Genomic DNA, 22,584 nt, shown 5'->3' with positions numbered 1-22,584 from the left:
GCGCGGGCAATGCCTTGACCGGTTCGGAGCGATGGAGTAAGGACGACCCAGCTGTACGAGAAGGTGCGACATGACGCCGCCACAATCACTTCGAAGCGAAATGAACCGTCGCGGTATCACGCCTGCAGATCGGAGCTACAGGACGACCCCGCGCGCACGCGAGTAGGTGTAGGGGTCGAATGAGCTTCCGTTGGTGCGCATCTCGAAATGGAGGTGGTTGCCGGTTGAGGCGCCCGTAGTTCCGACTCCGCCGATCTGTTGCCCGGCGGACACCCGTTGCCCCGCGCCGACCCGAAGGCTTCCGTTCAGCATGTGGGCGTAGCTGGAGGTCAGCCCGTTGCCGTGATCGATCACGATGTAGTTGCCGAAGTTGCCATTCCAACCGGAAAAGGTCTCTGTGCCCGCGGCGACGGCCATCACGGCGGAGCCTGCACCCGCGGCGAAACCGGTCCCTGCGTGCAAGCGACTGTCGCCATAGATCGGGTGGATGCGCCAGCCGTAATGCGAGGAGACGTAACCGTAAGACGGGCGCGCCCAACCGCTCGCGACTGGAGCTCCCACACTGGGGGCAGCGCCGGCGTTGCCGCCGCCACCGACATTCGCGGCCGCCTCCTGCTCGCGGCGGATTCGCTCAGCCTCAGCCGCCGCAGCGGCAGCTCGCTCACGCTCTGCACGGGCGGCCGCCTCCGCAGCCTCGCGGCGCTTGCGCTCCTCCTCGATGCGGATCCGCTCTCCCTCCTGGTACTGCGCCTCGGTCACGGTGAGCGCGCACTCGAGCGCTTGCAGCTGCAACTCGAGCCGCACCTCGTTCTCTTGCTGGGAGGTCAGTGCGGCCTCGGAGGTCCTCTGAGCGGCCTGGGCGCGGAGGAAGGCCTCCTCAGCGACTGGGCGTAGCTCATCCCGCAGGGTCCGGGCGACTTGCGCCTGGTCGCTCAAAGACTGTGCGGCCTGCTGGTCGCGGCGGGCCTCGGCGTAAAAGCCCTCGGCCTGCTCCATGATCTTGCTCGCATTGCCCAGACGCGACAGCAGCGCATCGGCCTGGTCGGGGTTGCCGAAGAGCGCAGCGGACAGATCGCCGCCGCCAGAGCGGCTGAGTTCGGCCGCAAACCTTCCGGCCCGCTGCTTCGACTCATCGGCTTGCGACTGGGCCGTATCTGCCTCCGCTTGCAGCTCGGCTGCTTCAAACTCGGCGTCATCGAAGTTCGCTTGCGCTTCGTAGTACTCGTTTCCGGCCCGATCAGATTCAGCTCGCGCCGCATCCACTTGCTGTCGGAGTCCTGCGATCAGCGACCGCACCGCGGCGGCTTCTTGCGCGGCCCGACCGACGTCGGCATTGGCTGCTTGCACGTCTTCCCAGGTCGGGTAATTCGCGGCGAACGCCGCCGGGTCGTCGGAGGTGGTGCCGAGCGTGCCGACCAATAGCGCAACTGTGATCCAGCAAAGAACGCGGTGCGTCGGCGCTGTCGTGCGGACACAACCATCTTCGCTCCACGGCCCCGCTCGGGAGCACCGGCCGTACTGTCGCTCATGCTCATGAACTCATTCCCCCAGGAAGAGCGTTACGGCTGCACTCACTCGCGCACCTTTGGCCACGCTAACAACAGACCGCGTCCGCGCGCCCTAGGCGACGTTCCCGTTATCGAAACGTGGATCCGCGCGGTTTGCAGGCGCCCTCGGCACATCCGGTGCGCCGAAATCTTTCACTATCGACGCCGCGGGAGTCAGCTGGCGTTGGCGGAAAGCCAGGCGTACGGGTCGATCTTGGCCCCGCCAAGAATGACTTCCAGGTGCAGGTGGTTACCCGTGGAGGCGCCGGTGTTGCCGACTTGACCGACGAACTCTCCGGCCAGCACCTGCTGACCAACGACCAGCGGTGAGGAACCCCACACCATGTGCGCGTAGAGGGAGACGACCTTCTGCCCGTTCACCACGTGCTCGATGCTGACGTTGTTGCCGTACGCGCCGCCCTCGGAGTGAGCGACCACCACCCCGTCAGCGATGCTGTAGATCGGGGTGCCGTTCGGTGCCGCCAAGTCCAAGCCCTGGTGGTAGCTCGAGCAGCCCCGGCAGGGTGCCACACGGTTGCCGAAGGGCGAGCTGATCTCCGCCGCATAGGGGAACGGCCACCGCACCGCACCCGTCCCCGTCGTGGTGTACGACGCGTTCTGTGACGCGTAGCTCTCCCGCGGAGCCTGCACGTACACCGGTTCGGGCTCCTTGACAGGCTCCGTGACCGTCCAGTCATCGCGGGTGGCGACAGGCACCACAGCGTCGGCGCTGCTGGAGACGTCCATGACCTGAGCGGGCTCGCGCACCGGGCCCGCCTCGATGGTGCCGCCCGTCGCTGCGGTGGAGACTGAGGAGAACGCTTCGGATGCGGGCGTCGCCTCCGGGTCGAGCAGCGCCACCGCGGGCACGTTCGTGCCGACGAGCAATGCCCCGACTGCGAGCATCACGATTGGCGGGAAGGCCTTCTGTGCAAGGCGAGCCGCGAGGGGCTTCCGCACTACGGCCGGACGCGATGAACTCTCGGTCGTTCGGCGACCGGATGCGCTTCTAGTGCTGGGGCGGACTGTGGCGGGGGTAGGTCGCGCAGCGGCGGCGGTTTTGCGTGCTCGGCGCCGTGCAGGGGTGGCGGCCTTCTCGGCCTCGCGGAGCGCGCGCCGGCTGCTCTCGGCAAGGGCGGCCGGCGGCAGAACGATCGACGCAGCCGGCAGAGAGTCCGCGCTTGCGGGGCGGGGAAGCGACTGGAGAATGTCGGTCACGGGGCCTTGGGTTAGCTGCCCAGCGGGCCGCAATGAAGCATCCGTCACAGTCGGAGGTTGCCTTACGTCATCTGCTTGCGCGGCCGGATGGGTGCCCGACGCGAGCCTGGAATAGGTCGCTCAGCCCGAGGCGACGAGCGCCGTCCGGGTGAGGGATTGTGTGAGCTCAGAATGTAACGGTGAGGTCACGACCATGTCGACGGTAACGCCCTGAGCGCGAAATAGCGAACCCGCGCAATGCTTTCACCCCCGTTCGGGGGCCGTGGCCCGGCGGTGTGGGGCTGCGCATCTGACTTGTTGACAAGGGCCGCAGGGATTGCGCAGTGAGCGGAAGGTTCCCTCCGATGCTGCGCGGGAGGTCGCTCCGCGCCGTCCAATGCGATCCTGCGGGTTGGATCACCCAGGTGCGGCCGCGCCGAGCTCCACGAGTTCGGCAGGTGCGCCACCCTCCCGCGGATACCAGGCGGTCATGACCGAGTAGCCGATCGCCCGCTGGGCGGCGGAATACATCGGATGGCACGTGGTCATGGTGAGGATGCGCTCCGTAGGCTCCACGCCCGGCTGACGAGGCACCGGTTCCAGCACATCGACCGCACTCGGGGCCACGATCTCCAAGCTGCGGAAGGAGTACTGATACCAGCCCGCTTCGGTCTCCAGGTAGATGCTGTCGTCGACCTGAAGATCGAGGATGCGGTTGAAGGGCGCCCCGTAGGTTGTGCGGTGCGCGGCGACGGCGAAATTTCCCACAGCTCCCGGCATGGCAGTGCCGGGATAGTGACCGACGCCCGTCTCGGGGTCGTTCAGTACGTCACGAAGTCCGACACCCTCGGCAACGTTACGGACATAATCCGCGCCGAAACGCGGAATGAGCATCGCGGCGAAGCGTTCGGCAGTCGCGGTCGGCTGCTCCAGAACGGGGGCGGATGAAGGATCTTGCGGCGTGCCGATCAGCGGGCCGTCCTGCGCGGGCGACTGCTCGAGCTGCCACTGCTGGCGAAGTTCCTCACCTGCCTGGTTCTGAGCAGAGCCGGCGATGACGTCGCCGAGCCAGAGATACCAGCCGAGGAAGAGCAACACGATGACGCCGCCCGTCATGAGCAGCTCGCCCACGACACTGATCACGGAGGTTCGACGCCGCACGACGCGCTTCCGTCGAGTCGCCGTCGCCGCCTCGCGTCGTGGGGCGGATGGGGCAATGATCATGGGCTGAGTGTAAGTCCCTTCTCTGCTTCCCTGCCATCGCAGGACCGCCAAGCGAGCCGGCAGCGCCTCACGGCCGAGGGCCAGTGCGAGGTGCCGCTGGAGTCAGCTCGTCGGCCGGGCGGCGACATCGCTCGGGTCTGCTTTGTTCTTCAACCAGCGGCTCAGCGTGAGGACGTAGACGCCGACAGCAAGGATGGCGATCGCGAGCCACGCGGTATCGCCGCCGGGAAGGTAGTGCGCGGTGATGTGACCCAGAAAAACGTCCATCCAGGGCGCATGGGGCGCTCCGGCTCGGAAGACCAGATCCGGTGCCATCGCGAACAGGTGAAGAGCGAGCACCAGCAGCAGCAGGAATCGCGGTCCAGGAGCTCCCCGAACTTCCAGCACCACCAGCGACACCACTGCTGCCGCGATCAGGGCGACGAGGAAGTGAGTCGCCCAGTTGAAGCGGGCATCGTGGACGCTGTACGTCTGAAAGACCAGCACCTCCGCAATGACCAGAATCGTCAGCTGGATCGCCAACGATCGCGGGTGAAGGGCCCGGTAGGTCGTCGCCCAGGACGCGCGCCGCGTGCTCACGACACCGCTCCGGTGATGACATCCACTTCGAAAGCGTTCAGCAGGTATCGCGGATCGAGTGTGGCGTACCTGACCTGCCGGTCCTCATCGATCACCGCGTAGCCGACCGGAGGGCCGCCGTCCACCGGCACCGGCATCGGGATCACGTCGACGAGCTCACCATGGGCGGATGCGTCCGGGGTGAGGATGATGAGCTCGGCCCCTCCCGCGGTCACGTCAGCGCGCCACTGCTCCCACTCGGAGCCCGTTGGCTGCTCGCGGTCGAACAACAGGATCACTGCACGATCGCCGAGCTGGAGTCCTGCAACGTCCTCGTCGAGCACCGGCCCTTCCCGCAGTAGACCGTCGCGCTGCAGCGCGGGACGAGGGTCATCGAGCGGACCAGGTGGTCTGACGAGCAGCACGACCACAGCGGTAAGAACCACCATCAATGCCGCGACCACACCCGCCGGTAGCCACCACCTCAGTGGAGGCCGGTCGTCGTCCGCGGCTATGGCGTCGGGCACCCGCGATGAAGACTTCACCGCCCCACGGTAACCGCGCGAGTCCCCCGTCGGCGCAGACTGGAAGCGTTCCCCATCATTGGACGAGCGCTTCATGCACGCGTGACGAGTACCGTCGATCCTCATGAGGGCATCCCGCTTCGCACTCGCCGCCGCCGCGTTCACCCCCGCGCTCGCTTGGGCAGGCGTGCACGCCGGCTCGCCCGAGGCGCGCCGGTGGCGCCCCGGCGCCGGAGAGCGTATGCAGGCCGGCGAGCTCGGCGTGCGCATCCACGGCACGGGTGACGCCGTCGTCGTGCTGCTATCGGGTCTCGCCTCGAGCGAGCGGATGTGGGGCGAAGCGTACGACGTCCTCGGGAGGCGCGCCTGCGTGATCGCAATCGATCCGATGGGGTTCGGCGCCTCCATGACCAGCCCAGCTCTGGACCATCCGGTCGACGCCGATGCGCACGTCGACGCGGTCCTCGGCGTGCTCCACGAGCTCGGCCTGCACGAACAGCCCGCGATCATCGTCGGGCACTCGATGGGGGCATCGCTCGCTCTTCGCGTTGCTGCGCGGCACCCGGCAGCGCGAGCGGTCGTCGCCTTTGACGCGCCGCTCTACGCAACCGTCGAGGAAGCGGACGAGCGCGTGCGCCACATGGGCTCGTTCGAGGCGCTGCTCGCCCAGGGACCGCTCGCGATGCGCGTCTGCCAGTGGATGTGCGACAACCGTGCCGCAGCACAAGCGGTTGCGGTGGCGATCAGCCCACGTCTGCCCATAACGGTCGCCCGGGATGCTGTGCAGCACACCTGGCACGGATACACCTCCGGGTTCGACAGCCTCATCCGCGATACCGGGTGGCAGACCGCCCTGCACACGCTCGCCTCGCGGGGGGTTCCCGTCTGGCTCATCGATGGCGAGACCGACCCCGTACCGGTGCCGGGGCGAGCCGACGCTCTCGCCCGCGAGCACGAAAAGCTCACCGCGATCCAGTTCCCCGGCGGACATCGATTGCCATTGAGCGACCCCGCCGGATGCGCGTCGATGATCAACCATGTACTCAGCGTTTACCCTGGTCGCAGCCCACGGACCGTGTGAGAATACCCCGGGAGGTATTGGACGATGTTGATGAGAATGGCGTATCTGCTGCTCATCGCAGCGCTCGCCGTCGTCGGCATCTCCATGAGCGCCCACAGCGCGGCACCGATCAGTCACAGCACCACGGCGTTGTCGACCGCGCCAGTGCACGCGGTCGAAGAGCCTCACCAGCAGTCCCTATCCAACAGCAGCACACCAGCAGTGAATTCCGGCGAGGCCGCGTGTGCTGACTGTGCAGAGGATCCCTCCGGCCTGCTCATGGCGTGCGCCTTCATCGCATTGCTCCTGGCTGTGACTTTCTTGTTGCCGGCACTCGCGTTGCGGCTCGCCATCACTCCACCTGCCGTCGTGTTGGCCGAGGAGCCGACGCGGGGGACGGTGTCTGCCCGCACGCCGGATCTTGAGGAGCTCTGCATCAGTCGTCAGTGATCATTCGCTTACGCGACGACTTTCGTCGTCGCCTCTCGCGATCGAACGATTACTTACGACGAAAGAAGCAGGATCATGCAGAAGACGACGAAGTTCCGCGCGCTCTCCACCGGCGCGCTCATCATCACCGCCGCGCTCGGCCTCACCGCCTGCGCCGCACCGGCCGGATCGGCAGCTGATTCCGGCGCGAACGAGGCCGACGTCATGTTCGTCCAGATGATGATCCCGCACCACGAGGGCGCCGTCGAGATGAGCGATGTCCTCCTCGACAAGACGGGAGTCGACCCCGACGTCGTCGCCATTGCCGAGCAGATCAAGGCAGCACAGGCGCCCGAGATCGAGCAGATGGAGGCCTGGCTGGAGGAGTGGGACGTTGACATGTCCGACATGTCGGGAATGGACGGCATGGAGGGAATGGACCCCGGCGACATGGGCGGCATGGGTGACATGTCAGAGGACATGGACGCGCTCGAAGAAGCCGACGGCGCTGCCGCCGGTGACCTGTTCCTCGAGCAGATGATCGTCCACCACGAGGGCGCGATCGACATGGCCGAGGACGTGCTCGAGGACGGTGAGCACCCCGATGTGCGGGAGCTCGCCGAGAACATCGTCGAGAGCCAGGCCGATGAGATCGAGCGGATGCGCTCGATGCTCGAGTCCTGATGCGCACGCGACTCGTGGCGGCTGTCGCATCGGCCGCCACGGTCGGCGTCGCGCTCGCAGGGTGCGCAGCAGCCCAGGAGCCGATCGCCGTCACGCACGTGCATGCCGTCGACCTCGACGAGGAACGAGGTGCCATCTACGTTGCAACCCACGAGGGAATCCTCCGCGTGGCAGCCGAAGAAGACACCTCTGACTCGGCAGCCGGGTCGATCGCACAGCCTGTGAAGGTGACGCGGCTGGGTGAGTGGACGGGTGATGTCATGGGCATGGCCCGCCTCGATGACACCATTTACCTGTCGGGGCACCCCGCGCCCGGATCGGATGGGCCGGCGAACATCGGCGTGTTCGAGATCAACGTCCGTGGCCGTGACGCCGAGGCGCTCTCGCTCGAGGGAGAGGTCGACTTCCACAGCATGACCCTTGGCGGGGTCGCTCTGGCGTCCTATGGACTGGCCGGGATTGACTCTGCCACCGGAACTGTCATGGTGAGTCGCGATCGCGGAGAAACCTGGACACCAGGTGCCGCCCTCGCCGCCAGGACCCTCAGCTGGGATGCTCGAGCGGAGCAGCTGTTCGCGACCACCGAGGAGGGCCTCCTCGTCAGCACAGATGACGGAGCGACGTTCTCGCCGGTCGAGGGCGCACCAGCTCTCCTGCTCATCTCGTCCAGCCAGACCGGGGCCGCTGCACCTTTCCTGGCCGGCATCGACGTCAACGGCGTCGTGCAAACCAGTCCGGACGGGCTCACCTGGACCGCTGTCGGCACGGCACCTGCAGGAGCGGAGGCCCTGTCGGTCGATCGAGGCGGTGCGCTTGTAGTCGCGGGCCTCGCAGGGGTGCAGCGGTCCGACGACGGCGGAACGACCTGGGAATCGGTCGTCGAGTTCTGAGGTTCAACCTCTCGCTGGATGGGGTGGTCGGCGCGATGACCGCCCCATCTAGCGCCCACATCAGTCGGCCAAGTCAACGCGAGCAATCGAAACCATTCGGCGGTCCTTAGGGCATGTCACTCGTTGCGTGTTTCGTGCCGGGCCGGCTGCCATCCGACGTCACGCGAGTACTTCCGGCTCGTCATCCTGCCCGCTCAAACGCCTCAAGTGAATAGCATGGCGTCTCGCTGGAGCTGTGCTTACGAGCGTTTGCTCTGCGGGCGCCGCGGTCACCTTCCAAGAGCCGAGGTTGAAGAGTCTTTATTTTCTAGGCATCCGATCGATTGGCACGCTCGAGAGCGCGATAGACCGTCGAGCGAACCACGCCGAACAATTCGGCGAGTTCACCCGAAGTGTGACCGCCCGCGCGATGGAGACTGACCAGGTGTGCCTCTTGCGTCGGCGAGAGCTTTGGCTTCTTTCCGCGGAGTCGGCCCTTTGCCCGTGCGACTGCCATGCCCTCGCGCGTTCGAGCTCGGATGAGGTCAGCTTGGAACTCGGCGACCATGCCGAGCACGTTGAACAGCAGCCGGCCGACGGGGTCGGTCGGGTCGTAGAGGCTGCCACCGAGGCTCAGGCGCACACCCTTCGCTGCGAGCCCGTCGGCGATGTCGCGCGCATCCGGCAGCGATCGCGCGAGCCGGTCAAGCTTCGACACCACGAGGGTGTCGCCCTCCCGGCAGGCCGCGAGCGCCTCGCGCAGACCCGGCCGGGCACGGTTCGTGCCGGTGAGTCCGTGGTCGACGTGGATGTTGCGCTCCTCCACCCCGAGCGCCATCAACGCGTCGCGTTGGACAATCAGATCCTGCTCGATGGTGGACACGCGTGCATAACCGATCAGCATGCCGTAGCTGTAGCGTTTGCCACCCCTCATCGGGCAGATTTGCGGGCGGGCCTTACGGGAATCGTCGAGACGAGCATCCTGTGGCTTCGTTCGCTTGGTGGCGGGGTTTTTGCAGCGCTCCGTGGCGGTCTTGTTGCCGCGATCACGCAGGGCTGGCTGCAGGTAGGTGTCGCGGTCTGAACCGAGAGGGGTGCGCCCGGTCGGGGCCGTTTGGATCGCTGCCGCTACATCAGAGTCCGAAGGCTCCGCCGCTGACGAGGATCACGATGCCGAGGCCGATGAGAACGATGGGGAAGAGGATGTGCTCCCAGCGTTCGAGCACTTCGGCGATCGGGGGGCGGGTGGCGACGAACTTTGCCAGGGCCACCAGGACCGCGACGAGCGCGAGGAAGACGATGCAGTAGGCGACTACTGCGAGAGGTTCCACGCTGAGGAAGACAGGGGTGTAGACGCCGATGTTGTCGCCGCCGTTGGCAAGGGTGACGCCTGCGACTGTCCACACGCCGACCTTCTTGCCGGCAACCTTGGCCTCGTCGTCATCGTCGTCATCGTCTCCGCGCCAGGCCTGCCATGCGGCCCAGAGGCCGAGGCCCAGAGGGATGAGACCGAAGTACGGGATGGCTGCCGAGGGCAGGAATGCTCCGGCACCGATGGTCACCAGGACCGCGGCACCGAGGATGCCGGCGAATCCGAGGTACTGGCCGGCCAGAATGCGGGCGGTAGTGCCGCGCTGGCCTGCCCTCGCGCGAAGAAGAGGGAGAGCACGATGATGTCGTCGATGTTGGTCGCTGCGAACAGGCCCATCGCCTGCAAGACCGAGGTGAGGATCATGCGCCCTCCCCAGCTGCGTCGCATCCGGGAAGCGAGCAGGCGGGATCGATGCACGGGGCGTCTTCGTCCACTGCCAGGGTGGCATCGACCAGTGCCGTCAGCGCCTGCGCCAGGTGCGAATCGGCGATCTCATATCGTGTCCGACGACCCTCGGGCTCGGAGACGACGATCCCGCAATCGCGCAGGCATGCCAGGTGGTTGGACACGTTCGGGCGTGTCAGGTCCAGATCTCGGGCCAGTTCCGCCGGGTAAGCGGGATGGTCGAGCAGGGTCAAGATGATCCGGGATCGAGTGGGGTCGGCCAGTGCACGACCCAGGCGGTTCATCACGTCGAGACGCGAAGCAATAGTCAGCATGGACTGAACTATACAGCGCGCACTGAACACTCGGTCACAGGCGTCAGCCCCGATCGCATGCCCGTAAGGGGAACCCTCACCGGACACCACCGCTACTTATCGAGAGGAACGACGGCACGCCTGGCGGGCTGTCCCGTAAGACCCGCCCGGTGAACTGTCCGGTGAAGGGAGGCTATATGACACACTGGGGAGCATGTCCCCCTTGAAGGTCGGCTATGCCCGAGTCTCCACCGACGAGCAGGACCTGACCGCGCAGCGTGACGGACTCGCGGCGTTCGGCGTCGATCCCAAGCGCATCTACGTCGATCACGGGCTCACGGGCCGCAACGCCGACCGTGAGGGCCTGCGGCAGGCGCTGGCTGCCTGTCGGGACGGCGATACATTCGTGGTCACCAAGCTCGATCGGCTGGCGCGTTCAGTCCGTGATGCCCACCAGATCGCCGACGACCTCGCGGCGCGGGAAGTGAAGCTGAGCATCGCCGGATCGGTGTACGACCCGACCGACCCGATGGGGAAACTGTTGTTCAACGTGCTGGCGATGGTCGCCGAATTCGAAGCCGACCTCATCCGTGCCCGCACCCGCGAGGGGATGAAGGTCGCCAAGGCCAAGGGCCGGCTGCGCGGGAAGTCACCGAAACTCACCCCCCGGCAAGAAGCTCACCTCGTCCAGCTACATGCCGCCGACGAGCACACCGTGGGCGAGCTGGCCGAGCTGTTCAGCGTGGGCCGCTCCACGGTCTACCGCGCCCTTCAGCGCGCCGAGCGCGGGCGCGAGAACGCCTTGCAGTAGGTGCGTCGTGGACGCTCGAGCGCGGTGGCGAATCCTCAGGCTCCACGTCGAGGACCAGGTGCCCCTCGCGCGCTTAGCTCGCGAGACCGATGTAGGGCTGCGGACCCTGGAGCGCTGGCACGCCCGCTACCGCGCCGACGGCTACGCCGGACTGGAGACAGCCTCGCGAGCGGACACCGGCTCCCGCCGCCTTCCGCCCGACCTCGTCCACCTGATCGAGGGCCTGGCGCTGAGCAAGCCGCGGCCGGCCATCGCCACCATCCACCGCAAAGTCACCGGCATCTGCGCCGCCCGGAAGTGGCCGGTCCCCTCCTACTCGGTGGTGTGGGACATCGTGCGGACCCTGGATCCCGGCATGGTCACCCTCGCCCTGGAGGGCGCAGCGTCCTACCGCGACAAGCACGAGCTGGTGCTCCGCCGGCAAGCAGAGCTGCCCAACGCGATGTGGCAATCCGATCACACCATGCTCGACATCCTGGTGGTGGGCACCGACGGCAAGCCCGCACGGCCATGGCTGACAACGATCCTCGACGACTGCTCCCGGGCGGTCTGCGGCTACACAGCCTTCCTGGGCGCACCGTCGGCGATGAACACCGCCCTGGCGCTGCGCCAAGCGATCTGGCACAAGACCGACCCGGCCTGGCCGATGTGCGGCCTGCCCGACGTGCTCTACGTCGACCACGGCAGCGACTTCACCAGTGACCAGCTCGCCCACACCGCCGTCGACCTCCACATCCGACTGATCCACTCCACCGTCGCCCGACCCCAGGGCCGCGGCAAGATCGAGCGGTTCTTCGGCACCATCAACACCGAGCTACTCGCCACCCTGCCCGGACACATCACCGAAGGGCACCCCTGGCCGACACCGAAACTGTCCCTGGCCGAACTCGATAGCGCCCTGGAGGCGTTCGTGGCCACCTACAACGACCGCACGCACAGCGAGCTCGGAACCTCCCCGCGCAGCGCGTGGATCGCCGATGGCTGGCTGCCCCGAATGCCCGAGAGCCTGGAAGACCTCGACGGACTGCTGTTGACCGTCGCCAAGACCCGCGTCGTGCGCCGCGATGGCATCCGCTTCCAGGGCCTGCGCTACGTCTCGCCAACTCTGGCCGGCTACGTCGGACGCTCGGTCGTGATCCGCTACGACCCCCGCGACATCACCGAGATCCGCGTCTTCGATCACGACGAATTCGTCTGCAAGGCCGTCAACCAAGAGCACCACGACCAGAAGGTCAGCCTCAAGGAGATCCAGGCCGCGCGCAACGCCCGCCGCCGGGCGCTGCGAGCCGGCATCAACGAACGCATCGCCCTCGTGGCCGCACCTACCGAGACGCCACGGATCACCGAAGCACCGGCTCCGGCGCCGAGGTCGGCGTTGAAGATCTACAAGGAGGACCTCAGGTGAGCCAGCGCTTCATCGTCACCAAGGAGCACCGCCGCTTCACCGAGTTCGCCGACGCCGTGCGCCGCGGGCACACCATCGGTTTGTGCTTCGGATCAGCCGGCGTAGGAAAGACACTCTCCGCGCGCCGCTACGCACACTACGAGAAGGCTCATGACCTGCTGACCTACTGGGGGCCGCGCTCCGACAACGACGCCAAGATCTACGCCGCCTTGAACCGGAGCCGCACCGTGCTCTACACCCCCAGCGTGCTGACCACCCCGCGGACCTGAAGGACGAGCTGACCCAAGCCATCACCCGCACCAACATGTGCATCGAGCAGCACCTCGTACCTCCCGGCACGGCCACTCCCGAGGCCTGGGGATGGCGACACGGCAGGAACTACGTGGAGCTGATCATCGTCGACGAGGCCGAACGACTGCGTCCCGCCGCGCTGGAACTGCTGCGCGATCGCTACGACCGCGACGACATCGCCCTGATCCTGATCGGCATGCCCGGCCTGGAGAAGCAGTTCAGCCACTACCCCCAGTTCTACAGCCGAGTCGGCTTCGCCCACCAGTACCGGCCCCTGGGACAAGACGAACTGCTGTTCGTCCTCGAGCGACACTGGCGATCCCTCGGCAAGACCCTCGACCCCGACGACTTCACCGACGCCCAAGCCATCGCAGCCATCGCACGGATCACCCGCGGCGACTTCCGGCTCCTCGAACGCCTCTTCCCCCAGATCCAGCGGGTCCTGAAGATCAACGAACTCGACACCATCACCAACGACGTCATCGAAGCCGCACAGAGCACCCTGGTCATCGGTGTCACCTGACCCCGCCACGAAGCGACCGAAGAACCCCGCCATTCAGCAGACGAAGTCACAAGCATCCAGCGCGATCTCGATGCGCGCCCCGACCGCCCCGGGGTGTCCCGGTGAGGGTCGGCTTTCGGGCACAACGCCACCGAGGCTTCATCAGCAGCAGGCCCGCCCGCCGCCCGAAACCGCACCGAAACGCCGTTCGCCTAGGCTCGCGGCATGACCAAGCGCCAGCTCTTCATGTTCCTCGGCTTCGCCCTGCTGGTGTTCGCAGGGGCGGCGCTGCTCGGCTTCGCCGTCAACGGCGGCGTCTGAGCTCCGAGCCCCTAAGCCTTCGGCACGGGCGGGCCGACGATCAGCAGCACGGTGAACAGCGCGACGACGGCGAGCAGCAGGGCTGCGGCCAAGAGGATCGGGTGGCGCAGCATCCATCGCACCAGGCGATCGAACCAGACGGCGTCGCGCGGATCGTCCGTCGCCTCCCGCCGCCAGCCCCCCTCGAGCCGGCCCGTGCGGTGCGCCCACATGTCGAAGGGGATGGTCGCGTAGGGCACGACGGCGGTGACGACGGCGAGCATGCCGAGGCCGACGCTCCAGCGCTGATTGATGGCGGTGAGCACGGCCGTCGCGCCGTAGGCGAGGAAGACGAAGCCGTGCACGCTGCCGCCGATGCGCACGGCGAGGTCGCCGGTGTCGCCGCCGACGACGGCGCGGATGACGAGGCCCGAGATGAGCGCCGTCCAGGTGATCGCCTCGGCGATCGCGACGACGCGGTAGAGCCGCTTCGGGGTGAGGCCGCGCGGGGCGGTGCTGGGCGCGCCGGTGCTGCGGCCGTCAGTGGCCGGGGCCGCCGCCGTCATCGCAGGACGCTCTGCTGCAGCACGCTCGTGAAGAAGGTGAGCCCGTCGACGCCCGAGCGCATGGCGAGCGCGGTGTCGGGGCCGAAGCCCGCCTCGACGGCGTGCTCGGGGTGCGGCATGAGGCCGACGACGTTGCCGCGCTCGTTGCGCAGGCCCGCGATGTCGCGCATCGAGCCGTTCGGGTTGACGTCCAGGTAGCGGAACGCGACGAGGCCGTCGCCCTCGAGCTGGTCGAGGGTCTCCTCCGAGGCGATGTACCCGCCTTCGCCGTTCTTCAGCGGGATGGTTATCTCCTGGCCCTCGGCGAAGCCGTTCGTCCAGGCGCTCGACGTCGACTCGACGCGCAGCCGCTGGTCGCGGCGGATGAAGTCGCCGTGGTCGTTCTGCACGAGCCCGCCCGGCAGCAGGTGGGTCTCGACGAGGATCTGGAAGCCGTTGCAGATGCCGAGGACGGGCATCCCGTCGTTCGCCGCCTCGATGACCTCGGCCATGATCGGCGAGCGGGCCGCGATCGCCCCCGCGCGCAGGTAGTCGCCGTAGCTGAAGCCGCCGGGCAGCACGATCGCGTCGACCCCGTCGAGGTCGTGCGTGCCGTGCCACAGCGCGACCGGCTCGGCGCCCGCGAGGCGGATGGCGCGCATCGCATCCCGGTCGTCGAGCGAGCCGGGGAAGGTGATGACGCCGACGCGCATCAGCGGGTCTCGCCCGCCGCGCCCGCGTCCTCGACGCGCACGTCGATGACGTCCTCGATGACGCCGTTGGCGAGCATGTCAGCGGCGACCTCCTCGACCTGCTTGAGCAGGTCGGCGTCGACCTCGCCGTCGACGCGCAGCTCGAAGCGCTTGCCGATGCGCACCTCGGCGATGCTCTCGTGGCCCAGACGGTGCAGGGCTCCGGTGACGGCCTTGCCGGCCGGGTCGAGCAGCTCGGCCTTCGGCATGACCTCGACGACGATGGTGGGCACGGATGACTCCCCGGGTGCGTCAGAAAAGTGGATGCCCTCAGTCTAGCCGCGCGCCATCGCCGCTCATCCGCGCACGACCGGGGTCGCGGGCGCCGGCGGCGGGCGGTAGCCTCGGGCGCTGCCCCGCCCCCGACCGGAAGGCACCATGCTCCTCATCGACTCCTTCGTCTGGCGCAGCTGGACGGGCTTCGGCCTCGCCGTGCTCATCGCGCTCGCCGTCGTCGTGCTCATCATCGCCGCCGTCGCGCTCGCGGCCCGCCTCGTCGCGCGCCGCCGGCCGGGCGTCTACGCGACGCTCGGTCCGCTGCGGCGCCGGCTGCGCATCCTGCTCGCCCTCATCACCCTGTGGGCCGCGGTGGCGCTGACCCTGCCCGAGCGCGACTGGATGCCCGTGCTCGACCAGCTCTTCCTCATCCTCGTCATCGCCGCGGGCGCGTGGGTCGTCGCCGCCGGCGTGACCCTGCTGTTCGAGCGCACCGCGGGCCGCTACGACGTCACGGCCTCCGACAACCGCGTCGCCCGGCGCATGCGCACGCAGCTGCTCATCCTCAAGCGCCTCGCCCTCGTCGTCATCGGCATCGTGGCGATCGGCTCGATCCTGCTGACCTTCGACGGCGCCGAGGCCGTCGGCGCGAGCCTGCTGGCCTCGGCCGGTCTCGCCTCCGTCGTCGCCGGCCTCGCCGCGCAGTCGACCCTCGCGAACCTCTTCGCGGGCATGCAGCTGGCCTTCTCCGACGCCATCCGCGTCGACGACGTCGTCGTCGTCGAGGGCGAGTACGGGCGCATCGAGGAGATCACGCTGACGTACGTGGTCGTGCGCATCTGGGACCAGCGCCGCATGGTGCTGCCGAGCACCTACTTCACGACGACGCCCTTCCAGAACTGGACGCGCACGACCGCCGATCTCATGGGCCCCGTCGTGCTCGACCTCGACTGGCGCGTCGACGTCGACGGCCTGCGCACCGAGCTCGACCGCGTGCTCGACGAGACCGACCTCTGGAACGGCGCCGTGAAGAACGTGCAGATCGTCGACGCGACCGGCGGCATGGTGCGCGCCCGCGTGCTCGTCTCGGCCGCCGACTCGGGCACGCTGTGGGATCTGCAGGTGCTCGTGCGCGAGAAGCTCGTCGCCTGGGTGCGCGACCACGGGCCCGAGGCCCTGCCCGTGCAGCGGTTCGAGCAGGCCGCGCCCGTCGAGACCCGCCCGCTGCCGCCGTCGGAGCCCGTGCCGAGCGGCGAGGCTCAGCCCGAGAGCGAGTAGTCGGCGCGCTCCAACCCGGGTGCGATGAGCCGGGCGTTGGCCTCGTCGGGGCCCAGCGCCCACGCCTCGGCCTCGGCGGAGGTCTTGCCGTGCGCCACGTGGCGGGCGATGAGGCGCTCGCGGCGGGTCTCGTCGGCGAGACGCAGCGCGACCGTCGCGTCGAGCAGGCCCGCGACGGGGTGCCAGCCGTCGTCGGCGTGCAGCAGGTAGTTGCCCTCGACGATCACGGTGCGAGCATCCGGCCCGATCGCGATCGCCTCGGGCACGGGCTCCTCGATCGTGCGATCGAAGTCGGGCGCGCGCACGGCGGCGTCGTCGTCGCGCAGCGCGCGCAGCACCCCGAGGAAGCCCGCGACGTCGAAGGTGTCGGGGGCGCCCATGCGGTCGCGGCGGCCGAGCGCGACGAGGCGGGCCTGCGGCAGGTGGAACCCGTCCATCGGCAGCACGACCGCGCCCGGCAGGGCGGCGGCGAGCGCGGCGGCGGCGGTCGACTTGCCGGCGCCGGGGGCTCCGGCGATGCCGACGAGCAGGCGGCGGCCGGCGTGCGGGGCGCGGGCGCGCATCCCCTCGATGACGGTCGCGAGGGCGTCGAGGCCGGGCAGCGCCGCGGGGCCCGGTGCGGTCATGAGGCGCGGCCGCGGCTCGATGGGACCGCCTCGAGGTCGGGATGCGCGGCACCGTGCTCGACCCAGTGCCGCACCACGGCCGTGAACACGTCGGGGTGCTGCACCGTCCAGAGGTGGTGCATGCTCGGGGCGAGCCGCACCGCGTCCTGCGGCGTGCGCTGCAACCGCTGCAGCGCGGTGACCACCCGGCGCGCCTCGCCCGCACCCGCGACGCCGAGCACCGGCACGGCCTGCGACGCCGGTTCGTCGAGCCCCTCGAGCTGATCGGCGACGCCGCGCGCGGTCTCCGCCATCATGCGGCGCGAGCTCGCCGGGTCGAGCCCGACGCCCGCGGCGACGAGCTGCTCGACCGCCTCGCGCGGCAGGCCGCGGCGGGGCCCGAGCATGCGCTGGAAGGCCGCGACGCGCAGCAGCTTCACCTGCGTGCGCGCCACCGCCGTCATGAGCGGCCCCATGCCGTCGAGCGGCGCGCTCGCGATCACCGCCGAGCGGAGGACCTCGGGATGCCGTGCGACGAGCACGGCGGCGACTGAGGCCCCCAGCGAGTAGCCGACGACGTGCGCGCGCGGGCGCCCCTGCTCGTCGACGCCGGCATGAGCGCGGATGAGCTCGGCCACCCGGTCGGCGGCGTCGGTCGTCGACACCCAGCCCAGGTCGCGGCTGCCGCCGTAGCCGGGCAGGTCGGGCACGAGCAGGTGCCGGTCGGCGAGCGCCTCGCGCTGCGGCGCCCACATCCAGCCCGAGAGGTTGCCGCCGTGCAGCAGCACGACCGTCTCGGCGCCCGCGGTCGCGCCGTCCTGCTCGTGGTGCAGCCCGCCCGGTCTCGGGGCGCCGTCGCTCACGCCCGGCTCCAGCGCGCGAGCAGCCCGGCCTCGGCGGCGTCGTCGACGGCGAACTCGGCCCAGTCGCGGTAGCCGAGCGCGCTCGGGTGGAACTCGTCGCTCGCGAAGAAGCCCTCGGTGTAGGGCGGCGGGGGCGGCGACATGCGGGCCTCCGGCTCGGCGTCGACGATCGAGCGCGCCGCGGCCTCGAGCGCGCGGGAATGCCGGTAGAGCGTGCCGCGCAGCGGCTCGGGCAGCAGGCGGAATCGGAAGAACGCCGGCAGCGACGACATGAGCACGACCGATCCGGGATGCTGCGCTCGCGTCGCGCTCACGATGCGCCGCACATCCCGCCGGAACGCCCTCGCGCTGCGCAGGGCGAGGGCGTCGTTCGCCCCGACGGTGAGGAACAGGACGTCGACGGGGCCGTCGAGCGCGGCCGCGAGGTGCCCGCGCACGAGGTCGGCCGCGGTCGCGCCGTTGCGGCCGTGCGCCCGCCACGAGACGGCGCGACCGGTGCGCGCCGCGAGCGCCTCGGCGAGGCGACCGCCGAGCCCGAGGTCGGCGTGCTCGACACCGACGCCGGCCGCCGTCGAGTCGCCGAGCACGAGCAGGTGCAGGGGCTCGCCGTCGCCCTCGACGGCTCCGAGCCACGGGCCAGGGGCGTCCGGCAGCCGGGGGGTCTCGCGGCGCAGCCGTCGCCCCTGCGGCAGGATCACGGCGCCGCGCAGCACCGCGGCGGCACGGCTCAGGCGCAGCGCGATCGCGGGGATGTGCGGGGCATGGCGCGCATCGTTCACGAGGCGCGAGTCTAGGCGGCAGGGGTGTTCATTCGCGCGGCGGCCGGGCTCAGCCGGCCGCGCTGAGCCGCAGCGCGTTGCCCCAGGGGTCGTCGACCCCGAGGCCGGCGCCGTCGTCGCGCACCGCGTGCCCGTAGTGGCCGAGGCGCTCGCCGACGGCGCCGAGCGCGTCGGCGTCGGGCAGCACGATGTCGACGCGGCCGAGCCCGAGCGCGGCCTGCCGCCGCCCGGCGCCGCGGCTGCGCCACACGTTCATCGCCATGTGGTGGTGGTAGCCGCCGGCGCTGACGAAGAGGGCTTGCCCGCCGAGGCTCGTGGTCTGGTCGAAGCCGAGCTCGTCGACGTAGAACCGCCGAGCGGTGTCGACGTCGCCCACCGAGAGGTGCACGTGCCCGACGGTCGCGGGCGCGCTGCCGTGCGCGGCGAGCGCCTGCTCGTCGAGGTGCTGCTGCAGGAACGCGTTGGGATCGAGGAAGAGCGTCGACATCTCGACCTGCCCGTGCGTCCAGCTCCAGGCGGTGCGCGCGCGGTCGAGGTACAGCTCGACGCCGTTGCCCTCCGGGTCGTCGAAGTAGAAGGCCTCGCTCACGAGGTGGTCGCTCGAGCCCGTGAACGTGCCGGGGTAGCGCTGGGCCACCGCGGCGACGGCGGCCGCGAGGGCCCCGGCCGTCTCGAACAGTATCGCCGTGTGGAACAGCCCGGCCTCCCGCGGCCCGGCATGGCGCAGGCTCGGCGCGTGCCGCAGCACGACGAGCGGCTGGATGCCCCGGCCGAGGCTCGTCGTCGCGGGCGCGCCGTCGCGCGCCGGTTCGGCGCTCAGCACCGTGAGCCCGACACCGTCGCGGTAGTACGCCGTCATGGCGTCGAGGTCGGCGACGTCGAGGGTGACCGCGCCCATGGTGGTGTCGGCGGCGAGGCGGGAGGAGTCGGTCATGGCCGGTGCAACCCCGTTCGACCCCGTGCCATTCCGCGCGCCCGGTCGGCGGCCGGCTCGAACGGCGTGAGCCCGCGGCTCAGGCCGTCAGGCGGTCGATCAGCTCGCGGTAGCGGTCGGCGGTGCGCGCGACGATCTCGTCGGGCAGCGCGGGGGGTTCGCCCGTGCGATCCCAGTGCGCGGCGAGCCAGTCGCGCACGATCTGCTTGTCGAAGCTGGCGAGGCGCCCGGGGCCGCCCGCGTCGTAGGCCTCCGCGCCCCAGTAGCGCGAGCTGTCGCTCGTGAGCACCTCGTCGGCGAGGGTCAGCGCGCCCGTGGCCGGGTCGCTGCCGAACTCGAACTTCGTGTCGGCGAGGATCAGCCCGCGGTCGGCGGCGATCGCGCTCGCGCGGGCGAAGATGGCGAGGCTCGCATCCCGCAGCGCCGCGGCCGTCTCGGCGCCGACCAGCTCGACGGTGCGCTCGTAGCTGATGTTCTCGTCGTGCTCGCCCATCGGGGCCTTCCACGCGGGCGTGTAGATGGGCTCGGGCAGGCGATCGCCGTCCTGGAGCCCCGAGGGCAGCGGGATGCCGCACACGGTGCCCGATGCCCGGTACTCGACCCAGCCGGAGCCCGAGAGGTACCCGCGCACGACGCACTCGACGGGGTGCATGTCGAGCCGGCGCACGATCATGCCGCGCCCCGCGACGACCGCCGGAACCTCAGGCCCATCGACCGCGCGGTGGTCGCCCGCGCCCACGCCGGAGCCCTCGGCGAGCCGGTCGAACCACCAGTCGCTGAGCAGCGTCAGCAGCGCGCCCTTGCCCGGGATGCCCGGCTCGAGCACGTGGTCGAAGGCGCTCACCCGGTCGCTCGCGACGACGAGCATGAGCGCCGGATGCTCGGGGTGCTCGTAGAGATCGCGCACCTTGCCCGAGTAGACGTGCTGCCAGCCGTCGAGCGCCGCCGGGTCGAGAGCGCCGCTCACGAGATGACGCGGGCCGCGATGTCGGTGCGGTACTGGCCGCCCTCGAGCCCGATGCGGCCGATCGCCTCGTAGGCGCGGGCGCGGGCCTCGGCGAAGTCGGCGCCGCGAGCGACGACGCTCAGTACTCGGCCGCCGGTGGCGACGAAGCCCTCGTCGGTGCGGGCCGTCGCGGCGTGGGCGAGGTGCACGCCCTCGACCTGCTCGGCCTCGTCGAGCCCGAACAGCGCGCGCCCCGTGTGCGGCGCGTCGGGGTAGCCCTCGCTCGCGAGCACCACGGTGACGGCGACGTCGTCGCTGAACTGCGGCCGGGGCATCCCGCCCAGCTGGCCGGTGGCGGCGGCGAAGAGCAGGCCGCTCAGCGGGGTGACGAGGCGCGGCAGCACGACCTGCGTCTCGGGGTCGCCGAAGCGGGCGTTGAACTCGATGACGCGCGTGCCGGCGGGCGTGACGATGAGGCCGCAGTAGAGCAGACCGATGAAGGGGGTGCCCTCGGCGGCGAGCGCGCGCACGGTCGGCTCGGCGACGGTCGCGATGATCTCGTCGACGAAGCCCTCGGGAGCCCACGGCAGCGGCGAGTAGGCGCCCATGCCGCCCGTGTTGGGGCCGGTGTCGCCGTCGCCGATGCGCTTGTAGTCCTGCGCGGGGCTCAGCGGCAGCACGGTGTGGCCGTCGCTCAGCAGGAAGAGGCTGACCTCCTGGCCCTCGAGGAACTCCTCGACGAGCACGCCGCCCTGCTGCAGGTAGTGCTCGGCGTGGGCGAGCGCGGCGTCGCGGTCGTCGGTGACGATGACGCCCTTGCCCGCGGCGAGCCCGTCGGCCTTGACGACGTAGGGCGAGCCCATGGCGTCGAGCGCGGCCTCGGCCTCGGCGAGGGTGCCGGCGCGCTGGGCGCGGCCGGTCGGCACGCCCGCGGCCTCCATGATGCGCTTGGCGAAGGTCTTCGAGCCCTCGAGCTGGGCGGCGGCGGCGCCGGGGCCGAAGGCGGCGATGCCGCGGCGGCGCAGCGCGTCGGCGACGCCGGCGACGAGGGGCGCCTCGGGGCCGATGACGACGAGCTCGATGTCGTTGTCGACCGCGTAGGCGGCGACGACCTCGCCCTTCGTCGGGTCGAGCGCGACGACCTCGACCTGCTGGGCGATGCCGGCGTTGCCGGGGGCGGCGGTGATCACGTGATCGGCGCCCTCCGCGAGCAGGGCGGTGATGATGGCGTGCTCGCGCGCGCCCGAGCCGAGGACGAGGATTCTCACGCGGTCAGCCTACCCAGCGGGCGCGGATGCTCGGCCCCCGTGCACGCGGCCCCGCTACCCTCGACGCTCATGGCCCGCGCACGCATCGACGAGACCCTGGGCCGCGCCGCCGTGGCCGCCGTGCTGGAGGCGCGCCGCGGCAGCGACCCGGGCGACCCCGCCGAGCGCACCGCCCGCGCGACGGCCGTGCGCTACCTGCTGCAGTGCCTCGCCGACGCCGCCCCCGGCAACAGCGTCGAGGTGCGGGTACCGCCGTTCGGTGCCGTGCAGGCCGTCGAGGGCCCGCGCCACACCCGCGGCACCCCGCCGAACGTCGTCGAGGTCGACGCCGACACCTTCCTCGCGCTCGCGACGGGCGCCGCCGAGTGGGCCGAGCGCCTCGCGGCCGGGCGCATCCACGCCTCGGGCACGCGCGCCGACCTCAGCGCGCTGCTGCCGCTCGCGTACTGAGCCCCGCGCTGCCGCACCGGCCCCCGCACCCGCACCCGCACCCGCACCCGCACCCGCACCCGCCGCACCCGACGCGGCACTGAGCCGCTTCGCAGTCCGCATGCGCGACAATGGCGGCGTGAACGATCCGCTCGACGCCCCGCGCACCCCCACGCCCGCCGCGGCCCCTCGCGAGCAGGTCTCGGTGCGCCGGGCCCCGAAGATCTCGGCGTTCCTCATCGTCGGCGGCTTCCTCGGGTTCCTCGGCACGCTCATCGCCACGAGCCTGTACCCGGCCGATCCGAGCCTCGGTTTCACGACCCTGCTCGCCTACTTCTCGCTGTACGGCATCTCGCTCGGCGTGCTGCTCGGCGCCATTCTGGCGATCATCGTCGACCGCCGCTCCCGCCGTCGCGCCCGCACGGTCGACGCCGCCCGCGAGCAGGTCGACCCGGCCCCGCTGGAGGGCGAGGTCGAGGACTGAGGCCTGCGGATGAC

The 22,584-nt window shown here is 70.1% G+C and carries 25 protein-coding genes and 2 pseudogenes; 10 read left to right on the top strand and 17 right to left on the bottom strand.

Features of this window, described 5'->3' with window-relative positions; genetic code table 11:
* Positions 1 to 135 precede the first annotated feature (135 nt).
* The 5 genes from HGB54_RS11905 to HGB54_RS11885 all read right to left on the bottom strand — a co-directional run bounded on the left by HGB54_RS11905 (position 136) and on the right by HGB54_RS11885 (position 5,071).
* Positions 136 to 1,419: a M23 family metallopeptidase gene (locus HGB54_RS11905; protein WP_168916600.1), complete on the bottom strand. Its 1,284-nt coding sequence runs from the start codon at positions 1,417 to 1,419 to the stop codon at positions 136 to 138.
* A gap of 302 nt (positions 1,420 to 1,721) precedes the next feature.
* Entirely contained in the window at positions 1,722 to 2,453 is a 732-nt protein-coding gene (locus HGB54_RS11900; RefSeq protein WP_228546035.1) for a M23 family metallopeptidase, read from the bottom strand.
* A gap of 708 nt (positions 2,454 to 3,161) precedes the next feature.
* The gene (locus HGB54_RS11895) at positions 3,162 to 3,968 is read right to left on the bottom strand and encodes a class E sortase (RefSeq protein WP_228545831.1); all 807 of its coding nucleotides are present in this window, start codon (positions 3,966 to 3,968) and stop codon (positions 3,162 to 3,164) included.
* Between the two features lie 102 nt (positions 3,969 to 4,070).
* Entirely contained in the window at positions 4,071 to 4,490 is a 420-nt protein-coding gene (locus tag HGB54_RS11890; protein ID WP_168916598.1) for a hypothetical protein, read from the bottom strand.
* Between the two features lie 53 nt (positions 4,491 to 4,543).
* Positions 4,544 to 5,071, bottom strand: a complete 528-nt coding sequence (locus tag HGB54_RS11885) for a hypothetical protein (RefSeq protein WP_168916597.1) — start codon at positions 5,069 to 5,071, stop codon at positions 4,544 to 4,546.
* Between the two features lie 103 nt (positions 5,072 to 5,174).
* On the opposite strand from HGB54_RS11885, the gene HGB54_RS11880 reads away from it, so the two are divergent.
* The 4 genes from HGB54_RS11880 to HGB54_RS11865 all read left to right on the top strand — a co-directional run bounded on the left by HGB54_RS11880 (position 5,175) and on the right by HGB54_RS11865 (position 8,113).
* Positions 5,175 to 6,131: an alpha/beta fold hydrolase gene (locus HGB54_RS11880; protein ID WP_168916596.1), complete on the top strand. Its 957-nt coding sequence runs from the start codon at positions 5,175 to 5,177 to the stop codon at positions 6,129 to 6,131.
* A 36-nt stretch (positions 6,132 to 6,167) separates the two neighbouring features.
* A complete protein-coding gene (locus tag HGB54_RS11875) occupies positions 6,168 to 6,560 on the top strand; it encodes a hypothetical protein (RefSeq protein WP_168916595.1) in 393 nt (130 codons plus the stop codon).
* A 75-nt stretch (positions 6,561 to 6,635) separates the two neighbouring features.
* Positions 6,636 to 7,223 carry a DUF305 domain-containing protein gene (locus tag HGB54_RS11870; protein ID WP_168916594.1) on the top strand — a complete coding sequence of 196 codons (588 nt, stop codon included), beginning with the start codon at positions 6,636 to 6,638 and terminating at the stop codon, positions 7,221 to 7,223.
* Entirely contained in the window at positions 7,223 to 8,113 is an 891-nt protein-coding gene (locus HGB54_RS11865) for a WD40/YVTN/BNR-like repeat-containing protein (protein ID WP_168916593.1), read from the top strand. The genes HGB54_RS11870 and HGB54_RS11865 overlap by 1 nt, the downstream gene beginning before the upstream one ends.
* A 307-nt stretch (positions 8,114 to 8,420) precedes the next feature.
* On the opposite strand, the gene HGB54_RS11860 is transcribed toward HGB54_RS11865, so the two are convergent.
* The 3 genes and pseudogenes from HGB54_RS11860 to cmtR all read right to left on the bottom strand — a co-directional run bounded on the left by HGB54_RS11860 (position 8,421) and on the right by cmtR (position 10,183).
* Positions 8,421 to 8,996 carry a recombinase family protein gene (locus HGB54_RS11860; protein ID WP_168916592.1) on the bottom strand — a complete coding sequence of 192 codons (576 nt, stop codon included), beginning with the start codon at positions 8,994 to 8,996 and terminating at the stop codon, positions 8,421 to 8,423.
* A gap of 229 nt (positions 8,997 to 9,225) precedes the next feature.
* Positions 9,226 to 9,827 (bottom strand): annotated as a pseudogene (locus HGB54_RS11855) (cadmium resistance transporter).
* Entirely contained in the window at positions 9,824 to 10,183 is a 360-nt protein-coding gene (gene cmtR / locus HGB54_RS11850) for a Cd(II)/Pb(II)-sensing metalloregulatory transcriptional regulator CmtR (RefSeq protein WP_006590980.1), read from the bottom strand. Before cmtR ends, HGB54_RS11855 begins: the two are co-directional and overlap by 4 nt.
* A gap of 193 nt (positions 10,184 to 10,376) precedes the next feature.
* On the opposite strand from cmtR, the gene HGB54_RS11845 reads away from it, so the two are divergent.
* The 3 genes and pseudogenes from HGB54_RS11845 (at position 10,377) to HGB54_RS11835 (ending at position 13,192) form a co-directional block, all read left to right on the top strand.
* A complete protein-coding gene (locus HGB54_RS11845; RefSeq protein WP_010534181.1) occupies positions 10,377 to 10,973 on the top strand; it encodes a recombinase family protein in 597 nt (198 codons plus the stop codon).
* A gap of 7 nt (positions 10,974 to 10,980) precedes the next feature.
* Entirely contained in the window at positions 10,981 to 12,378 is a 1,398-nt protein-coding gene (locus HGB54_RS11840; RefSeq protein WP_168916591.1) for a Mu transposase C-terminal domain-containing protein, read from the top strand.
* Positions 12,375 to 13,192, top strand: a pseudogene (locus tag HGB54_RS11835) (AAA family ATPase). Before HGB54_RS11840 ends, HGB54_RS11835 begins: the two are co-directional and overlap by 4 nt.
* Before the next feature lie 311 nt (positions 13,193 to 13,503).
* Here the strand turns inward: HGB54_RS11835 and HGB54_RS11830 are convergent.
* From HGB54_RS11830 to purS, 3 genes are read right to left on the bottom strand one after another with little or no spacing between them, the layout of a single operon-like run.
* Positions 13,504 to 14,037, bottom strand: a complete 534-nt coding sequence (locus tag HGB54_RS11830; RefSeq protein ID WP_168916590.1) for a DUF3817 domain-containing protein — start codon at positions 14,035 to 14,037, stop codon at positions 13,504 to 13,506.
* Positions 14,034 to 14,729, bottom strand: a complete 696-nt coding sequence (gene purQ, locus HGB54_RS11825; protein ID WP_168916589.1) for a phosphoribosylformylglycinamidine synthase subunit PurQ — start codon at positions 14,727 to 14,729, stop codon at positions 14,034 to 14,036. The genes HGB54_RS11830 and purQ overlap by 4 nt, the downstream gene beginning before the upstream one ends.
* Positions 14,729 to 15,001: a phosphoribosylformylglycinamidine synthase subunit PurS gene (gene purS / locus HGB54_RS11820; RefSeq protein WP_168916588.1), complete on the bottom strand. Its 273-nt coding sequence runs from the start codon at positions 14,999 to 15,001 to the stop codon at positions 14,729 to 14,731. Before purS ends, purQ begins: the two co-directional genes overlap by 1 nt.
* Positions 15,002 to 15,146: 145 nt before the next feature.
* On the opposite strand from purS, the gene HGB54_RS11815 reads away from it, so the two are divergent.
* A complete protein-coding gene (locus HGB54_RS11815; RefSeq protein WP_168916587.1) occupies positions 15,147 to 16,262 on the top strand; it encodes a mechanosensitive ion channel family protein in 1,116 nt (371 codons plus the stop codon).
* Here the strand turns inward: HGB54_RS11815 and HGB54_RS11810 are convergent.
* The 6 genes from HGB54_RS11810 to purD all read right to left on the bottom strand — a co-directional run bounded on the left by HGB54_RS11810 (position 16,244) and on the right by purD (position 21,657).
* Positions 16,244 to 16,888 carry a nucleoside/nucleotide kinase family protein gene (locus tag HGB54_RS11810; protein WP_228545830.1) on the bottom strand — a complete coding sequence of 215 codons (645 nt, stop codon included), beginning with the start codon at positions 16,886 to 16,888 and terminating at the stop codon, positions 16,244 to 16,246. The genes HGB54_RS11815 and HGB54_RS11810 overlap by 19 nt on opposite strands.
* The gene (locus HGB54_RS11805) at positions 16,885 to 17,730 is read right to left on the bottom strand and encodes an alpha/beta fold hydrolase (protein WP_168916586.1); all 846 of its coding nucleotides are present in this window, start codon (positions 17,728 to 17,730) and stop codon (positions 16,885 to 16,887) included. Before HGB54_RS11805 ends, HGB54_RS11810 begins: the two co-directional genes overlap by 4 nt.
* Complete coding sequence (locus HGB54_RS11800) at positions 17,727 to 18,509, bottom strand: SGNH/GDSL hydrolase family protein (protein WP_168916585.1); 783 nt, start codon at positions 18,507 to 18,509, stop codon at positions 17,727 to 17,729. Before HGB54_RS11800 ends, HGB54_RS11805 begins: the two co-directional genes overlap by 4 nt.
* A 49-nt stretch (positions 18,510 to 18,558) precedes the next feature.
* A complete protein-coding gene (locus tag HGB54_RS11795) occupies positions 18,559 to 19,443 on the bottom strand; it encodes a VOC family protein (RefSeq protein WP_168916584.1) in 885 nt (294 codons plus the stop codon).
* Positions 19,444 to 19,522: 79 nt separating this feature from the next.
* Positions 19,523 to 20,410, bottom strand: a complete 888-nt coding sequence (locus HGB54_RS11790; RefSeq protein ID WP_168916583.1) for a phosphoribosylaminoimidazolesuccinocarboxamide synthase — start codon at positions 20,408 to 20,410, stop codon at positions 19,523 to 19,525.
* Positions 20,407 to 21,657, bottom strand: a complete 1,251-nt coding sequence (gene purD, locus HGB54_RS11785; RefSeq protein WP_168916582.1) for a phosphoribosylamine--glycine ligase — start codon at positions 21,655 to 21,657, stop codon at positions 20,407 to 20,409. The genes HGB54_RS11790 and purD overlap by 4 nt, the downstream gene beginning before the upstream one ends.
* Positions 21,658 to 21,726: 69 nt before the next feature.
* Between purD and HGB54_RS11780 the strand changes: the two genes are divergently transcribed.
* A complete protein-coding gene (locus HGB54_RS11780; protein ID WP_168916581.1) occupies positions 21,727 to 22,107 on the top strand; it encodes a sterol carrier family protein in 381 nt (126 codons plus the stop codon).
* A gap of 118 nt (positions 22,108 to 22,225) precedes the next feature.
* Entirely contained in the window at positions 22,226 to 22,570 is a 345-nt protein-coding gene (locus HGB54_RS11775; RefSeq protein WP_168916580.1) for a hypothetical protein, read from the top strand.
* The last annotated feature ends 14 nt before the right edge of the window (positions 22,571 to 22,584 follow it).

Origin of the sequence: Microcella flavibacter, from assembly GCF_012530535.1 — a bacterium.
In the GTDB taxonomy this organism is placed as follows: Bacteria; Actinomycetota; Actinomycetes; order Actinomycetales; family Microbacteriaceae; genus Microcella; species Microcella flavibacter.
Note: the sequence above shows the minus strand (reverse complement) of the source record. Positions and strands in the feature narration are given on the sequence as shown.

Excerpts from the sequence above, each read along its gene's own strand:
- HGB54_RS11860 (WP_168916592.1), bottom strand. The coding sequence starts at position 8,996 with ATGCTGATCGGTTATGCACGCGTGTCCACCATCGAGCAGGATCTGATT.
- cmtR (WP_006590980.1), bottom strand. The coding sequence starts at position 10,183 with ATGCTGACTATTGCTTCGCGTCTCGACGTGATGAACCGCCTGGGTCGT.
- purQ (WP_168916589.1), bottom strand. The coding sequence starts at position 14,729 with ATGCGCGTCGGCGTCATCACCTTCCCCGGCTCGCTCGACGACCGGGAT.
- HGB54_RS11895 (WP_228545831.1), bottom strand. The coding sequence starts at position 3,968 with ATGATCATTGCCCCATCCGCCCCACGACGCGAGGCGGCGACGGCGACT.
- HGB54_RS11875 (WP_168916595.1), top strand. The coding sequence starts at position 6,168 with ATGGCGTATCTGCTGCTCATCGCAGCGCTCGCCGTCGTCGGCATCTCC.
- HGB54_RS11880 (WP_168916596.1), top strand. The coding sequence starts at position 5,175 with ATGAGGGCATCCCGCTTCGCACTCGCCGCCGCCGCGTTCACCCCCGCG.
- HGB54_RS11810 (WP_228545830.1), bottom strand. The coding sequence starts at position 16,888 with ATGACCGCACCGGGCCCCGCGGCGCTGCCCGGCCTCGACGCCCTCGCG.
- HGB54_RS11815 (WP_168916587.1), top strand. The coding sequence starts at position 15,147 with ATGCTCCTCATCGACTCCTTCGTCTGGCGCAGCTGGACGGGCTTCGGC.
- HGB54_RS11865 (WP_168916593.1), top strand. The coding sequence starts at position 7,223 with ATGCGCACGCGACTCGTGGCGGCTGTCGCATCGGCCGCCACGGTCGGC.
- HGB54_RS11870 (WP_168916594.1), top strand. The coding sequence starts at position 6,636 with ATGCAGAAGACGACGAAGTTCCGCGCGCTCTCCACCGGCGCGCTCATC.
- HGB54_RS11830 (WP_168916590.1), bottom strand. The coding sequence starts at position 14,037 with ATGACGGCGGCGGCCCCGGCCACTGACGGCCGCAGCACCGGCGCGCCC.
- HGB54_RS11845 (WP_010534181.1), top strand. The coding sequence starts at position 10,377 with ATGTCCCCCTTGAAGGTCGGCTATGCCCGAGTCTCCACCGACGAGCAG.
- HGB54_RS11795 (WP_168916584.1), bottom strand. The coding sequence starts at position 19,443 with ATGACCGACTCCTCCCGCCTCGCCGCCGACACCACCATGGGCGCGGTC.
- HGB54_RS11780 (WP_168916581.1), top strand. The coding sequence starts at position 21,727 with ATGGCCCGCGCACGCATCGACGAGACCCTGGGCCGCGCCGCCGTGGCC.
- HGB54_RS11900 (WP_228546035.1), bottom strand. The coding sequence starts at position 2,453 with ATGCTCGCAGTCGGGGCATTGCTCGTCGGCACGAACGTGCCCGCGGTG.